Source organism: Sphingobium sp. B8D3B, assembly GCF_025961875.1.
Lineage (GTDB): Bacteria > Pseudomonadota > Alphaproteobacteria > Sphingomonadales > Sphingomonadaceae > Sphingobium.
Window position 1 is genome coordinate 3,161,857 of record NZ_JAOQON010000001.1, and the last position, 12,211, is coordinate 3,174,067.

At 62.8% G+C, this 12,211-nt stretch carries 11 protein-coding genes; 1 reads left to right on the forward strand and 10 read right to left on the reverse strand.

Annotated elements, in window-relative coordinates; all coding sequences use genetic code 11:
- Positions 1-253 precede the first annotated feature (253 nt).
- Positions 254-3,202, forward strand: coding sequence for a TonB-dependent receptor domain-containing protein (locus tag M2343_RS14910; RefSeq protein ID WP_264577235.1), 2,949 nt, complete (start codon positions 254-256; stop codon positions 3,200-3,202).
- 86 nt (positions 3,203-3,288) lie between these two features.
- Here the strand turns inward: M2343_RS14910 and pcaF are convergent, their stop codons facing one another.
- From pcaF to M2343_RS14960, 10 genes are all read right to left on the reverse strand, one after another.
- Complete coding sequence (pcaF, locus tag M2343_RS14915; RefSeq protein WP_264577236.1) at positions 3,289-4,497, reverse strand: 3-oxoadipyl-CoA thiolase; 1,209 nt, start codon at positions 4,495-4,497, stop codon at positions 3,289-3,291.
- Positions 4,494-5,171 (reverse strand): 3-oxoacid CoA-transferase subunit B, encoded by a 678-nt coding sequence (locus M2343_RS14920; RefSeq protein WP_264577237.1) that lies wholly within the window; start codon positions 5,169-5,171, stop codon positions 4,494-4,496. Before M2343_RS14920 ends, pcaF begins: the two co-directional genes overlap by 4 nt.
- A gap of 13 nt (positions 5,172-5,184) precedes the next feature.
- Positions 5,185-5,868: a 3-oxoacid CoA-transferase subunit A gene (locus M2343_RS14925; RefSeq protein WP_181558502.1), complete on the reverse strand. Its 684-nt coding sequence runs from the start codon at positions 5,866-5,868 to the stop codon at positions 5,185-5,187.
- 99 nt (positions 5,869-5,967) lie between these two features.
- Positions 5,968-7,266: an MFS transporter gene (locus tag M2343_RS14930; protein WP_264577238.1), complete on the reverse strand. Its 1,299-nt coding sequence runs from the start codon at positions 7,264-7,266 to the stop codon at positions 5,968-5,970.
- Between the two features lie 404 nt (positions 7,267-7,670).
- The gene (locus tag M2343_RS14935) at positions 7,671-8,447 is read right to left on the reverse strand and encodes a GntR family transcriptional regulator (RefSeq protein ID WP_264577239.1); all 777 of its coding nucleotides are present in this window, start codon (positions 8,445-8,447) and stop codon (positions 7,671-7,673) included.
- A 12-nt stretch (positions 8,448-8,459) separates the two neighbouring features.
- A complete protein-coding gene (locus tag M2343_RS14940) occupies positions 8,460-9,182 on the reverse strand; it encodes an HpcH/HpaI aldolase family protein (protein ID WP_264577240.1) in 723 nt (240 codons plus the stop codon).
- Positions 9,179-10,015, reverse strand: a complete 837-nt coding sequence (locus M2343_RS14945; RefSeq protein WP_264577241.1) for a hypothetical protein — start codon at positions 10,013-10,015, stop codon at positions 9,179-9,181. The genes M2343_RS14940 and M2343_RS14945 overlap by 4 nt, the downstream gene beginning before the upstream one ends.
- An 11-nt stretch (positions 10,016-10,026) precedes the next feature.
- Complete coding sequence (locus M2343_RS14950; protein WP_264577242.1) at positions 10,027-10,680, reverse strand: flavin reductase family protein; 654 nt, start codon at positions 10,678-10,680, stop codon at positions 10,027-10,029.
- A 2-nt stretch (positions 10,681-10,682) separates the two neighbouring features.
- A complete protein-coding gene (locus M2343_RS14955) occupies positions 10,683-11,312 on the reverse strand; it encodes a fumarate hydratase C-terminal domain-containing protein (protein ID WP_264577243.1) in 630 nt (209 codons plus the stop codon).
- Positions 11,312-12,178: a fumarate hydratase gene (locus M2343_RS14960; RefSeq protein ID WP_264577244.1), complete on the reverse strand. Its 867-nt coding sequence runs from the start codon at positions 12,176-12,178 to the stop codon at positions 11,312-11,314. Before M2343_RS14960 ends, M2343_RS14955 begins: the two co-directional genes overlap by 1 nt.
- Positions 12,179-12,211 lie beyond the last annotated feature (33 nt).

Below are 12,211 nucleotides of genomic sequence, written 5' to 3' on the forward strand. Positions count from 1 at the left end.
AGGTGGCGCTCCCGACGCGGTTACCTGCTTTGATCCGAACGGCTCAGTTGCTTGCCTAAAAAGGCATACTGACCCAATTGCCGATAGTTGGTTTGCCAAGACCTAATCTCCATCCTAGAATTTACCGGAAAAGTTACCGGTAATGTAATCGGGCGATGGGGAGAGAGAGACGGTGAGGCGCAAGATATCGAAGATTTCCATGTTGGCATCTGTTGGGGCAGTCGCTCTGGGATGCATTTGCTCAGCAGCGCCTGTGCAAGCGCAAGACGGCGAGGGGGCAGGGCCTCCTGAAGCGCGGGCCGCCGCCGAGCAGGAGTCGATCGTTGTCACCGGATCGCGCATCCGCACCAGCGGTTTCAACTCCCCTCAGCCTCTTACCGTGATTGGCGCCGAGCAGATCAGGAATCTCGTGCAGACCAATTCGCAGGATGTTCTCAACAGCATCCCTCAGATCACCAGTGCCATTTCCGACACCAACCCGGGCAATGCGTCTGGCGCGGAGGTGGGGTCGGCGACGGCGAACCTCCGTGGCTTGAACCCTTTTTACGGAACCCGCACGCTCACGCTGGTGAATACCCGCCGCTTCGTGCCGACCGGGGACGGCGGGGCCGTTGACCTCAACCTCATTCCCAGCGCCCTGATTGCGCGGGTGGAGACCGTGACGGGTGGGGCCTCGGCCGCTTATGGCTCGGATGCTGTCGCGGGGGTCGTGAACATCATCCTCGACACCAAGATGACGGGCCTTCGCGCGCAGGTTGATTCCGGCCTCACCTTTCGGGGTGATGGTCGCAAGATCCATGGGTCGCTGGCCTATGGCACGTCTTTCGCAGGGGATCGCGGCCACATCATCGTCGGCATCGAGTATCAGGATCAAGATGAGATCGAGAGCTGTTTCAACGCCCGTCGCTGGTGTCAGGCCGGCTGGGATATCTTCGAGAACGCGAACAATATCCTGCCCAACGGCCAACCCTCTGGATACAATGTTCCGGGCTCGCCGGGCTACGGGCTGCCCAACTATGTTTTGGGCCGGGATTCGGCGCTGGCATTCAACACACCTTATGGCGTCGTGCGCAATCGCGCGCCCGCCCCGCTTGCTGCACGCAACTATCGGTTCACAGCGGATGGCAGGGGAATCGTGCCCTTCGACCAGGGCGAGTTCGTCAACAACAGCACCATCGGCCAGGTCCAAGGCAGCGATGGCATTTCGAACTATGATGATGCCAGCCTTCAGGCCGGGCTGGAGCGCATTGTCGCTTATACGGCCGCGGAATTTGCCCTCAGCGATAGCCTGACGCTTTCCGGAGAGTTCAACTATGGCAAGCGGATCGCCCGGGCCGCCACGCTGACGGCAGGTCCGCGATCCACCTTCTTCGTAAAAGCCACCAACCCTTATGTTCCGCCGGAGCTTGCCGCTCTGCTGGGCGGTGCCTCATTCAGTTTCGGCAAGGATCTTGACGGTCAGATCCCGTCCTACAGCCGCGCGGAGGTGGAAGTGTACCGGGGCGTGATTGCCCTCTCGGGCGATCTCGGCGGCAGCTGGAAATGGGACGCCTATTATCAATATGGGCACAATGAGCGTAATCAGATGCGCAATCGCTCGCGCGTCAACACGCCCTTCACCTTCGCTCTCGATGCCGTTCGCGCGCCGGCGGGCAATGTGTTGGGGGTCGCTCCTGGCACGATCGTATGCGCCGAGTTGTTGAAGCCGAACCCCAACCCCATTGCGGTCGGTTGCTCTCCGGCAAACTTCTTCGGCCTCGACAATCTAACGCAAGCCGCGATCGATTATGTCTATCGGCCGGTGTTCGAAGACTTCGTCTATGATCAGCACGTCCTGGCCGCGAGCATCACCGGCGATCTGTTTGGCGGCATCGGCGCGGGGCCGATCGGCTTTGCGGCGGGCGGCGAGTACCGGACGGAAAGCGGCAATGTCACCCATGGCGACATTCCCAACTATCTTGATTACGCCTTCACCTTCGGCCTCGATTACGGCGGAAGCATCAAGGTTCTTGAAGGCTTCACGGAACTCAACGCGCCTTTGCTGGCCGGGCTGCCAGGAGCCGAGCGGCTCGATCTGAACGGCGCAATCCGGTACACGCGCAACAGCGCCAAGAACCGCATCACCGACGAAGCGAAGTCGACAACCGCCACCAGCTGGAAGCTCAGCGCCATCTATGAACCGCTGCGGGGCGTGCGGTTTCGTGGATCGCGGTCTCGCGATATTCGCGCTGCGGGCTTCCGGGAACTGTTCCTGCAGCAGGTGCCGACCGATCCTGGCACCTCGCAGGGCACCGTCCGCAATCCCAATGGACCTGGCGGCAACGCCAATGATGCCACGCCGATCCTGAGCGGCGGCAGCTTCCAGCTAGGCGCCGAGAAGGCCGATACGACGACGGCCGGGATCGTGCTGCAACCTGCCTTCGTCCCGGGTCTGCGCTTTTCGGCGGACTGGTTCGAGATCAAGCTCAAGGATGCGGTCACCACGCTGTCGGGCCAGTCGATTGTCGACCTGTGCGATCAGTTCGACACCTTCTGCGACCGCATAACATTCAACGGCGGCAATCTGGCCGACATCAGCTTCATCGATGCCCGTCAGGTCAATCTGGGCCTGATCACTTATCGCGGCCTTGATTTCGAACTGGAGTACAATCTTCCGCTGTCCGACGTGGCAAGCAATTGGGACGGCGCGCTCACCCTGCGGGTACTTGCGGCGCATCAATATGATCTCAAGGTCCAACCCGATCCCAATGTCCGTGCCCTCGATTATGCCGGCATGACAGGGCCTCTTGTGGGCCGGGCGGACTTCAATCCGGCGCCGGCGTGGCGGTGGAATGCATCGGTCACTTACAATCAGGGTGGCTTTACGAGTGTCTTGCAGGTGCGGCGGATCGGCTCCGGCATTGGCGACGTGACCAAGGTCGGTCCTGAGGACGAGGGCTATGATCCTTCTCTTCCCAACAGCATCAGCGTCAACCGTTTCGACGGGGCGACCTATGTGGATCTGGCGATGACCTATCGCATCCCCTTCGGCTCGGGCGATCAGAACTTCGAGATTTTTGGCAAGATCGAGAATCTGTTCGATAAATCGCCGCCGATTGCGGTTGCTACCGGCGGGAGCGGCGGCTCGCCTTACCCCACGAACCCTGTGTTCTTCGACACGCTGGGCGCTCGCTTCCAGACCGGTGTGCGGGTGAGATACTGAGGCTGAGGGAGGGCCGGTCTCCGGCCCTCCCGTTCAAGGCCGGCGCCTAGCGTGGGTTGTTTCGTGTAAGTTCTGAAACCGCCTGTTCAGACGCGCTCCACCGCCAGCGCCAGACCCATGCCCACGCCCACGCAAAGGGTGGCGAGGCCACGTTTGCCGCCGGTCCGTTCCAACTGACGCACCAATGTCAGCGCGAGGCGCGCGCCCGACATGCCGAGCGGATGCCCCAGCGCGATGGCGCCGCCATGCGCATTGACGTGCGCCGCATCGTCCTCCAGCCCGAGCAACCGGAGGACCGCCAGGCTCTGGCTGGCAAAAGCTTCGTTCAGTTCGATCGCGTCGAAGTCGCGGATGGTGAGATCGAGACGCTGCATCAGCTTTTGCGTGGCCGGCACCGGGCCGATTCCCATTAGCCCGGGCTCTACGCCCGCCGCCGCCGCGCCGAGGATGCGCGCGCGCGGCGTCAGCCCGAAGGTCTTCGCAGCCTGTTCGTTCGCGATGATCATCGCCGCCGCGCCGTCATTGATACCGGACGCGTTGCCGGCGGTGACGGTGCCTTCGGCACCGAACAAGGGCTTCAGCCGCGAGAGCGTTTCAAGGGAGGTGGTAGGGCGCGGGTGCTCGTCGAAGGACATGAGATCCGTCTCTCCACGCACCTTTCCCGGCACCGCGACCGGCAGAATTTCACCGTCGTGGAAGCCGCTGCTTCTGGCCGCGGCGGCACGCTGCTGGCTGCGGAGCGCAAATTCGTCCTGATCCGCGCGGCTGATCTGGTATGCCGATGCGACATTCTCGGCCGTTCGCGGCATCGTCTCCGTGCCATAGGCGGCATCGAGCGCTGGATTGACGAAGCGCCAGCCCATTGTGGTATCCATCAACTGCTGATCGCGGTCGAAAGCGCCTGTGGCCTTGCCCATGACAAGCGGCGCGCGACTCATGCTCTCCACACCGCCGGCCAGCGCAAGCTGCATCTCGCCTGTGCCGATCGCGCGCGCGGCCGCGCTGACGGCCTCCAGCCCCGAAGCGCACAGGCGGTTGTGCGTGACGCCCGGCACCGTGACAGGTAGCCCGGCAAGCAAGAGGCTCATCCGCGCGACATTGCGATTGTCCTCGCCCGCCTGATTGGCGCATCCGTAGAACACCTCCTCGATCGCGGCTGGGTCGAGTTGCGGATTGCGTTCGAGCAGCGCCTTGATAGGCAACGCGCCCAGATCGTCCGCCCTTATGCCGGAGAGGCCGCCACCATAGCGCCCGATCGGGGTGCGGATGCCATCGCAGATGAAGGCCTTTCTCATGCCTCTTGCCCCGATCCGCAGAGGCCTCGCGCTCCGGCCGTGAGTTCCAAGGGGACCCCGGTGAGCGCACGGAGATCGTCAAGGCCGAGGCCATCCACCATGTCGATGACGCGGGCGCCTGCCTGCCCGACCTCGAAGGTGGCAAGATCGGTGTAAACACGGGACACGCAGGCCAGCCCTGTCAGCGGATAGCTGCACTCGGCCACGAGCTTGCTTTTCCCCTGCCGGGTCAGCAGGTCCATCATCACGAAGGTCTGCCGGGCGCCGATCGCGAGATCCATCGCGCCTCCGACAGCCGGGATCGCGCCTTCCTCGCCGGTGTGCCAGTTGGCAAGATCGCCGGTCACGGATACCTGATAGGCGCCCATCACGCATATATCGATATGGCCGCCCCTCATCATCGCGAAGCTGTCCGCATGGTGAAAATAGGCGCCGCCGGGTAGCAGGGTGACCGGCTGCTTGCCTGCGTTGATCAGTTCCCAATCCTCCTCGCCCGGCGCTGGCGCAGGCCCCATGGCGAGCAGTCCATTTTCGCTCTGGAGGAAAATGTCGCGGTCTGCTGGCAGATAGTCCGCGATCTTGGTTGGCAGTCCGATGCCGAGATTGACGTAGGCGCCCTCCGGGATGTCCTGCGCCACGCGCTGGGCAAGCTGATTGCGGTCGCGTCGGTTCATGGCAGGCTTCTCCTCATGCGGCGGCCACGTTCCGGCGATCGACCTGCACCACCCGCTGGACAAAGATGCCGGGCGTCACGATCGCTTCAGGATCGAGGGCGCCCAGCGGGACGATTTCGGACAGCTGAGCGATGCATGTTCTGGACGCCATCGCCATGATCGGGCCGAAGTTGCGGGCCGTCTTGCTGTAGACGAGATTGCCCCAGCGGTCGCCGCGGTGTGCCCTGATCAGCGCGAAGTCCGCCGAGATCGGATATTCCAGCACATAATCGCGCTCACCGATGCGGCGGGTTTCCTTGCCCTCTGCGAGTTGCGTTCCAAAGCCGGTGGGCGTGAAGATGGCGCCAAGGCCCGCACCGGCGGCCTGTATCCGTGCTGCCAGATTGCCTTGCGGCACGAGTTCGAGCTCGATCTCTCCGGCCCGATAGCGCGCGTCGAAATGGTGGGAATCGACCTGGCGCGGGAAGGAGCAGATGATCTTCGCGACGCATCCGGCCCGGATCAATGCCGCGAGGCCGGTTTCGCCATTGCCCGCATTGTTGCTGATGATGGTGAGGTTGCCCACGCCCCGCGCAATCAGCGCGTCGACGAGTTCGTCCGGCATGCCAGCGGTTCCGAACCCGCCGATCATCACCGAGGCGCCATCAGGAATATCCGCTGTCGCCTCGATCAGGGATGCAAAGGTCTTGTCGATCATGATGTTAAATCCAGGAGGCCAAAACCGAACGGATCACGCGGGGTAGGGCAGGGGGCGAACGTCGATCCGCCCAAGGCGCCCATGTCCCGCCGCCATCGGCTAGCCGGATCGGGTTTGCTCCGTCTCAAACCGGGAGGCGACAAAGATCAGAAAGCCGCCAACGGCCGCCGAGCACGCCACGATTCCCATCGAATAGCGCAATGCGTGGACGCCAAGATCAGCGAAAATCGTATCGTTCATCAGGCCGATGCTGGTCGGCCCGATGAGATCGGCCAGGAAATTGCTGGCGAGAAGCGCGAAGGCCAACCCTGTCGCGCGCAGACCGGCCCCGGATACGTCCATGCAGATGGCAACCGTCGACGCTTGCGACCCCATGATCAGCATTCCGGTGAGCAGATAGGCGGGCATCCACACCCAATAGTCCTCTGCCATCAGATAGGTCATTTCGGCGGGCGCGCCCAGCATCAGCATGATCCCCGGCACCCAGAAGCGCCAACGATGGTCCCGCCGGGCAAGTCGGTCGGTGACCCATGCGCCGACCAGCGCGCCGATCAGCAAGGCCGGGCCCCGCGAAATTCCCGAAAGCACGCCAATTTCCGTGGGAGACAGTTCCCGAACCCGGACCAGGAAGGCCGGCGCCCATACACTGTTGGCCTGCAACGTCACGCCAGCCAGCGCGAACCCGGTGATCACAAGCAGGAAAGCCGGTGAGCGGCGCCACTGAGCCCAGGCCGCTTTCAGGCTGACCGGTGCAATGGCCTTGCCCTGGGCGTCCTTCTCGCGCTCCGGCTCGCGCACGGTGAAGATGGCCAATGGCACGAGAATGATCGCCGGCAAAGCCAGAACGTAGAAAGACGCACGCCAGCCGTAGCGATCCGTGACGTAGCCGAGGCTGCTCATCATCACGAGAACGATGATCGCGCCGAAAATCCGCAGGCTCGCAAGGGCCATCCGGCGGTTTTGCGGCGGCACCAGATCGTTAACCATTGCGCTGGAAGGCGCGTTACCCGATGCCTCGCCGATCCCCAGCAGCATGCGCGTGAACAGCAGGCCGACAAAGCTGGTGACCATCCCCATCAAGCCAATGATCAGGCTGTAAAAGCCGAAACCGATGGCGATGATGTCGCGACGGCTGTAGCGATCGGCCAGACGCGCCAGGGGCACGCCGGCGACGGCATTCAGCAGGAAGAAGCCGATGCCCGCGGCCAGGCTCATCTGGGTATCGGTCGCACCGAGCTCGAGTTTGATCGGCTCCAGATTGAGCGCCAGCAAGCCGCGATCGACCATGTTGAAGCCGCTGAAAATCCCCAGGATCGTCAGCGCCCAGAGCTGCTGACTGGAGAATTTGGTGGCGGCTGGCTTGAGAGCGCCACCGGCAAGGCCCGGCCGAGCATCCATAATCAATCCTTCCGAGCAGCGCCGCGCCGAGACCGGACCTCGGCGGGTTCAAGTATGCCGTTGCGGTTGGTATCCTGGGCATCGAAAGCGGCAGCCTTTCGACCGCCGGATGCCCATTCCGCCCGCGAAAGCTGGCCGTTCCCGTCGCTATCCAGCGTCGCGAGTGCGCCCAGCCGGGCCGATGGCGGTAATGGCTTGAGCGTGAAGAGCCCGAAGGCGCCGACGCATGACGATGTCACTGCGCAACCTATGCCGATCAACTGTGGCCAGTTCATTGCATCCCTCCGGCTCGACAGCGCGCCCTCATCAGCACACCCTCTCCTCACGTAAAACCTATATATCCAGATTAACGGCCTAGTAAAGCGGAATTGGAAGGAAATGGCCGCGAAAGGACCGTTTCAAGCCTATTTGGACTTGATGTTGAGGCGAACGACGTCGCCCCGATAGGTGTTCCGGGCAAACAGCACGAGGATGCCGTCCGCATCCACCACATAGCGCTCGATCTGCGCGACAGGGGCGTTGAGCGGGATCTGGAGGGAAATCGACGCGTCGAGATCCGCTACGCCGATGGTCATGATCTGCTCCACATCGGCAATGGCGAGGCCATCGATGTCGGCGACCAGCTTCAACGCCGTCTTGCTTGTGAACGCCGCGCGCGGAATCTTGTTTGCCCAGCGCTCGGAAATGAAGACCTCGGCGATCATATAGGGCTGGTCATCGCGCCAGTGCCGACGGCTCAGCTTGCGATAGGCCCCGTCGGCAACGCCAAACTCGATCGTTCCCGCGATGCCGACCTTGCGTTCTTCGCCGATCAATTCGATCTGCGCGCCTTCGCGCGCCTGGAGGAGGCCGAGGAAGTTGGTCTCCAACTGGCACCAGATTTGATCGCGCGGTGCGCCGGTGACGAACGTGCCTTTGGCGCGGTATCGGCGGATCAGACCTTCCTCGGCCAACATGCCCAGGGCCTGCCGGACGGTCTCCCGCGCCACATCATAGGACAGGGCCAGCTCAACGACGGTCGGTATCTGGCTGCCGACTTCCCACACGCCCGTCTCGATATGGCGGCGGAAGACGGCCGCGAGTTGATGATAGCGCGCGATGCCCCGGCTGCCGAGATCGGCGGCTCCTGCGGGCCGGCCACCGGGGCCTTTCGGATTGGACCGGGTTGAATGCGTGCTCACAGCCTGTCTCCGTTACAAAGAGTCCGCCATTAGCTGCCGGGCTGCCTTCCGTAAAAGGCTTTGATCGCTCCCCATGATATACCAATTGGCACCCATGTCCGAGAAGTAACGGCGCTCCGCCTCGCTGGAGACGACGACGCCCTTGATCTTTTCGCTGTCTGCCACGGCCTGAAAAATCGAGGTCACGATCGCTTCGACAGCAGGGGAGGAGGCGTCGCTTTCGCCCAAGGCGACGGCCAGGTCCGCCCGACCGATCACGATCCCGTCCACGCCCTCAAGTTCCAGAATCGCTTTCGCCTCATGTGCCGCGTCCGGATGTTCGATTTGCACCAGAACAAGGACATCGTCCGCGGCATCGATGACGTCACGCATCGAGCCCGAACCGTAATTTGCGTGGCGCGGCGCGCTCGAATAGCCTCTTTTGCCGCCCTTATAGCGGGCGCTCGCGACCACGGCGCGTGCCATCTCCACCGACGCGACATGGGGAACCATGATCCCGGCGGCCCCAAGATCCAGAGCGCCGCAGATCGAGGTGCTCTGAGCGTCGGCAACCCGCACCAATAAGGGCAACTGCGCCGCGCGTCCTGCCAGCATCATGAGATCGAGCATGCCCCGGTCGAAAGGGCCATGCTCCGCATCGATCACCGCGAAATCCGGCTTCTCTAGCGCCAGGATCTCGACAATCTGTGGCGCGGGCGTCTTGATGAACAGCCCGCGAGGCGCTTCCCGGCTCATGCCGCCGGCTCCGCATGGACCTGATATTCGTGCGCGTTGAACACCCAGCCCTTCGCGATGAAGTCGGCGCGAGGCGGCGCGAACACGTCGACCAGCACATGCTTGCCGTCTCCTACGCCTTCCGTGGTGTGGATGATCTCGGGCGGAATGACGACCACGCTGGAAGGGCCGGCAGGCAGATGCTGATCCTCCTGCCAGAGCCGCGCATCGCGGCCCCAAGGGGTCCGCAGATGGTGGGTGAACTGGCCTTCGATGGCCAGGCTTGCCTGCTCCAGATCGGCATGGGCATGGGGGCTTAGCGCGCTATTGTCCCGCAGCCCGTCATATTCGACCCAGTTGATGCTCATGGTTTCGCTTTGAAGGAAACGCAGCCTGCCATTGTCGGGCGGAATGGTCACATCCTCGATCCGGTGAATGCGGACATCCCCCCCATGCGCGATGCGCTCATAAGCCTTGCCCACGGGACGCACCCGCGCGTCATGCGAAGCATAGGCGTCGGCATTGCGGGGCATCGCCATGTCGGCCTGCTCACGATGGGTCGCGAGAAGATAGAAGGCCGCGGGCCGGTCCAACGCGAAGGCATAGGCGCCGGCCGGGATGATGACCACGCTATGGCCGGGCAGCGCCATGGCCCGATCTCCGCTCAGCGTTCCCCCGGCATGCGGAAGAAGCAGGATGATCTCCCGCTCCGAAGCGAAGCGATGCGATGCGGCGGGCCCGCTTTGGACCCGCTCGATGGAGAAATTCTGCGCTCTGGCAGCGGTGCGGCCAAGCTCATCGGCAGGAGCGGGCATCAGGTCCACGAGCATTGGCGTTCGCACTGGCTTGTTCATGTGTTCGGCCCTCAATAGGTTGCTTCGTTGGCGCGCTTGAACTTGCGCGCCAGTTCGAAGCTCTCCTGCGTCACCGCATATTCGGCGCCGCCCAGTCGCGACACCGGACGGGCGGCGAGCGTGTCGAAATGCCCGTCTTCGTGCAGATAGCCGGGCGCAATATGCATCCCCACCACCTCGCCGAACGTGACATTCGTCTCCGGGCCCAGATCGCCGCCGCCGAACGAGATCACCTTGATGACCCGGCATTCCAGGCTGCAGGGCGAGGCGGCAACGCGGGGCGCGGCGACGACCCGGCAGGGCGCTTTTTCGATCCCGAAATGCTCGAATTCGTCGACGCCGTAAGGCACCGGCGAGGAGGTATCGTTCATCGCTTCGAGCTGACTGGCAGCAACGAGATTGAAGACGAACTCGCCGGTTTTCCTAACGTTCGCCAACGTGTCCTTGGCCGGCCGATCCTCCGGCGTGTTGCAGGAGAACATGAGGATGGGCGGCAGGTTCGAGACGATATTGAAATAGGAGAAGGGCGCCAGATTGGACTTGCCGTGCTCGTCGACCGTGCTCAGCCAGCCGATGGGCCTGGGGGCCACGATGGCATTGAAGATACCGCGTTTGAACGACGCGCTGTCCTTCGGATCGAAAAAGAGGGGCTGGATGTTGGCCATGATTATTCCGATCTTTCGGCTGCTACGCGACGCTGCTTGAGCGTCTGCATGATTGCGGGCAGGCGACTGCGCGCCTGATCTTCAAGAGACTGGTAAATGGAGCGGCCCCGGGCATCGATGCCGACGGTGAGAGGGCCGAGATTTTCGACCCTCATCTTGCTCAGCCTGAAATGCGAAGGAAAATCGCGCCATTTGACGGCGAGAACCTCTTTGATCGCTTCGGACAGGATCGGGCTCCCGCCGCCAAGCAGCGACAGGTAGACGCAGCCTGTTTCTGCCATGACCTTGGCGACGTCCGCGCCCAGGCCGCCCTTGCCGCCAACGATGTGCAGGTCCAGATCCCGGATAAGCTGCGGCATATAGGCATCGAAGCGGCGGCTGGTCGTGGGATTGACGTACCGCACATCATAACCGCCGTCGGGCCGCGCCTCGATCATGTGCGGGAGATGGATGAAAACACCTTCAAACGTCAGCGGCAGCGGCAAGTCGCGATCGAGACAGTCGATCATCCGCTTGTGGGCCGGCAGGCCGCCGGTGACGACGATATCGCCGCTCAAATAGACCAGATCGCCAACATTGAGCGCGGCCACCGCTTCCCGGGAAGGCGGGCATGTGATCGAGACGACCGCCATCAGAACAGTTGTTCCACGCGGCCATCGCTATGGAGCCGCGCCTTCGCCCGCCGGTTGATCCAGCAATTAAAGCAGACCGCGACCGGCGTGTAGCCATGACCGAAAGCATAATCGATGTGGACGGCAAGCGCCGTGGTGCTGCCGCCAACCCCCATCGGGCCGAAACCCGTTGCATTGGCCGCCTCGGTCAGCCGCTCTTCCATGGCCGCGAGCGTTGGATTGGGGTTGAGAGAGCCGATCTCGCGATAGGTCGCGCGATTGGCGAGCTTGGCCGTCAGGTCGAAATTTCCGCCAATCCCCACGCCAACAACGACAGGGGGGCAATGCTGAGACCCCGCTTCGATGATGGCATCCAGCACGCAGGCTTCGATGTCTTCCAGCGAAGGCGAGATCAACGTGCGCAAGGATGCCCAGCGTCCGGACCCGAGCGCCTTGGGCACGCAGGTGATGTCGATATAATCGGCATTGCCGAGCAGATCGACGGTAATGGCGGGCATGTCCTTGCCCGGGCCGCCGCGCTCGTTCGTCAGGGGATTATTGACGTGTTTGAGAAGGGGCGGTGAGATGGTCTCGACAAGATGGTCGAAGCCGCGGGTAATGGCGGCCTTGAGGTCGCCCTGCCACTGTGCCGCCCCGCCGATTTCGACGCAATAGGTCGGCACGCCGCTGTCCGAGCAGACGAATGTGTCTCTCGCCTCTGCGAGACGCGCACTTCGCACCATGAGATCGAGCGTTGCCCTGGCGCTCTCCTGCGCCTCATGTTCCCGAGCAGCTTCCAGCGCCTGGATCGTATCCGGCGGAACCCTCCGCAATGCGGCTGAGTAGAGGGATTCCGATATCTCCTGGACCAGATCCTCGGTAATCATGACAAGAGAACACCCATATAACTAGGTTTTAGT

What these genes read in the sequence shown, in the direction of transcription:
- pcaF (WP_264577236.1), bottom strand. Translation starts at nt 4,497, where the DNA reads ATGAGAAAGGCCTTCATCTGCGATGGCATCCGCACCCCGATCGGGCGC.
- M2343_RS14920 (WP_264577237.1), bottom strand. Translation starts at nt 5,171, where the DNA reads ATGAACCGACGCGACCGCAATCAGCTTGCCCAGCGCGTGGCGCAGGAC.
- M2343_RS14925 (WP_181558502.1), bottom strand. Translation starts at nt 5,868, where the DNA reads ATGATCGACAAGACCTTTGCATCCCTGATCGAGGCGACAGCGGATATT.
- M2343_RS14930 (WP_264577238.1), bottom strand. Translation starts at nt 7,266, where the DNA reads ATGGATGCTCGGCCGGGCCTTGCCGGTGGCGCTCTCAAGCCAGCCGCC.
- M2343_RS14940 (WP_264577240.1), bottom strand. Translation starts at nt 9,182, where the DNA reads ATGAGCCGGGAAGCGCCTCGCGGGCTGTTCATCAAGACGCCCGCGCCA.
- M2343_RS14945 (WP_264577241.1), bottom strand. Translation starts at nt 10,015, where the DNA reads ATGAACAAGCCAGTGCGAACGCCAATGCTCGTGGACCTGATGCCCGCT.
- M2343_RS14950 (WP_264577242.1), bottom strand. Translation starts at nt 10,680, where the DNA reads ATGGCCAACATCCAGCCCCTCTTTTTCGATCCGAAGGACAGCGCGTCG.
- M2343_RS14955 (WP_264577243.1), bottom strand. Translation starts at nt 11,312, where the DNA reads ATGGCGGTCGTCTCGATCACATGCCCGCCTTCCCGGGAAGCGGTGGCC.
- M2343_RS14960 (WP_264577244.1), bottom strand. Translation starts at nt 12,178, where the DNA reads ATGATTACCGAGGATCTGGTCCAGGAGATATCGGAATCCCTCTACTCA.